The sequence below is a fragment of the Gemmata algarum genome (genome assembly GCF_034097035.1).
In the GTDB taxonomy this organism is placed as follows: domain Bacteria; phylum Planctomycetota; class Planctomycetia; order Gemmatales; family Gemmataceae; genus Gemmata; species Gemmata algarum.
Genome location: NZ_JAXBLV010000064.1, coordinates 1 through 1953, shown reverse-complemented (window position 1 = coordinate 1953; position 1953 = coordinate 1). Strand labels below are relative to the sequence as shown.

The window sequence follows — 1953 nt, the reverse complement described above, 5'->3', positions numbered from 1 at the left end:
TATGACGCGTTGCGTCGGCTCGTGGGCTACTTCGAGGGGAACGCGCACCGGACCGAGTACCCGGAGTACCGGGCGGCCGGGTTAGACATCGGCAGCGGTCCGACGGAGGCCGGTTGCAAGGTGGTCGGTGCGCGGCTGAAAGGGTCGGGGATGAGGTGGTGCCCCGACGGGGCGGCCCGGGTCGGGGCTCTGCGCGCGTTGTATCAGGTCACGCATTACGGCGAACTCAGTGGAAACTGTCACGCGGCCCGGGTCGGGGCTCTGCGCGCGTTGTATCAGAGCGGCCCGGCACTATGGGACGGATTCTGGCAGGCGACCCCAAAACGGCGGGTCGCTTGATTTACCGCCCACGATCTTTGAACACACCCCTACGCGCGCAGGGCCATTCCGCGTTTCACCTTGGCGCGTGCAGGCTTGTTGGGTACATGGGGCGCTCGTCTGGCCGAGGTGCTGCATGCCCGCGCGCTCGCTGTATGAGGAGTTGTCAACGATCCCGGACCCGCGCGGGCTACAGGGCCGGATCCACCCGCTGCCGGCGGTCCTCGGGTTGGTCGCGTTGGCGGTGCTGATGGGCCGCACCGGGCTCCAGGGGATCGCCCAGTTCGGGCGCCAGTACGGGCCCCCGTTAGCTCATGCCCGCAGGTTCCGGAGCGGCCAGACGCCGTCCGCGTCGACGCGGTCCCGGCCCCTGCGGCGGATCGACCCCCAGCAACTGGAGGCGGCCCTGGGCCGGTGGATCGCCGGGCCCCTGGACCCGGCCGGCCCCGCGCATGTGGCCCCGGACGGCCAGTGCCGGCCCGGGAGCCGGGACGGGGACGTGCCGGGCCAGCACCGGGTGGCCGCGTACGCCCCGCACGCCGCGGCGGTGCTCGGCCAGGTCCGGGTGGACGCCAAGACGAACGAGCACACGGCGGCCCTGGCGTTGCTCGGGGTCGTGCCGGTGGGCGGCTCGGTGCTCACCGGGGATGCCATGTTCGGCCCGCGGGACGTGGCCGCGGCGGTTGTGGACGGCCGGGGCCATTACGTGCGGGTGGCCAAGGACAACCAACCCGGGCTGGTGGCCGACATCGAGGCCGGGTTGGGATTCGAGGGCGCCGCCCGAGGGCTCGCGGCGGCCACGTCCCCCTGAGCCGGTCCCGACGCCCGAGCAGTTGGGGCGTCAGACCACGTCGGTGGACACGGGGCACGGGCGGATCGAGACGCGGACCCTGCGGGCCACCCCGCTGGTGACGTACCAGGATCGGTGGAAGGGATTGAAGCAAGGATTTCGGATCACCCGCACCCGGACGGTGAAGGGTGTGACCACCGTGGAGGTGATGCACGGGATCACCCGCCTGCCGGTCGAGCGGGCCGACGCGCGAGCACTTCTGGGCCTGGTGCGGTCCCATTGGCGCATCGAGAATCAACTCCACTACGTGCGGGATGTGACGTTCGGCGAGGATGCGTGCCGGGTCCGCAAGGGGGCCGCACCGCAGGTGCTCGCGGCCCTGCGAAACGCTGCCATTCACATGCTCGCCACCATATCAGCCGACAGCACACCCGAAGCACTCGAATGGCTCCAGCTACACCCCGAACACGCACACAAGCTTATCGGCATCACCCAACGTGAATAACGGAACGGCCCTGTCTACGCGTGGAGGTCACGCCACGGTTTGCGTCGTGGCATCCTCTAATTCGTGACTGAGTGTGTCTCGTTTCCGGAACGCACACCCAGGCCGTTGTGCGAAGAACCGGGGGAGCCGGTCATCCTGGCTCAATACCGCAGCCCGCACTTGCAGGATCGGTTCGGCTCCGGCGGGACGGGTCCAGTGCTTCTGCGTGCTCTTCACGCGGGCGTTGATCTCGCCCACCAGCGACTCGACCAAACTGCTCGTCGTCGGTAAGCCCTCCCGGCGGTACCGCGGGTAGTTCATGCGGTCCCGATTGTTCCCCAAGTAGCTCCGCGCCTGCGCC

General features: G+C 69.5%; 2 protein-coding genes and 2 pseudogenes. 3 read left to right on the top strand and 1 reads right to left on the bottom strand.

Annotated elements, in window-relative coordinates:
* The 3 genes and pseudogenes from R5W23_RS32600 to R5W23_RS07045 form a co-directional block, all read left to right on the top strand.
* Positions 1–339 (top strand): annotated as a pseudogene (locus tag R5W23_RS32600) (hypothetical protein); the annotation flags it as partial.
* A gap of 115 nt (positions 340–454) precedes the next feature.
* Positions 455–1129, top strand: a complete 675-nt coding sequence (locus R5W23_RS07050) for an ISAs1 family transposase (protein ID WP_320685731.1) — start codon at positions 455–457, stop codon at positions 1127–1129.
* Positions 1130–1151: 22 nt separating this feature from the next.
* Positions 1152–1613, top strand: coding sequence for an ISAs1 family transposase (locus R5W23_RS07045; protein WP_456320363.1), 462 nt, complete (start codon positions 1152–1154; stop codon positions 1611–1613).
* Positions 1614–1640: 27 nt separating this feature from the next.
* On the opposite strand, the pseudogene R5W23_RS07040 reads toward R5W23_RS07045, so the two are convergent.
* Positions 1641–1953 (bottom strand): annotated as a pseudogene (locus tag R5W23_RS07040) (LysR family transcriptional regulator); the annotation flags it as partial.

Bases quoted from the DNA above. Each gene is read 5' to 3' on its own strand.
- R5W23_RS07050 (WP_320685731.1), top strand. From the start codon at position 455: ATGCCCGCGCGCTCGCTGTATGAGGAGTTGTCAACGATCCCGGACCCG.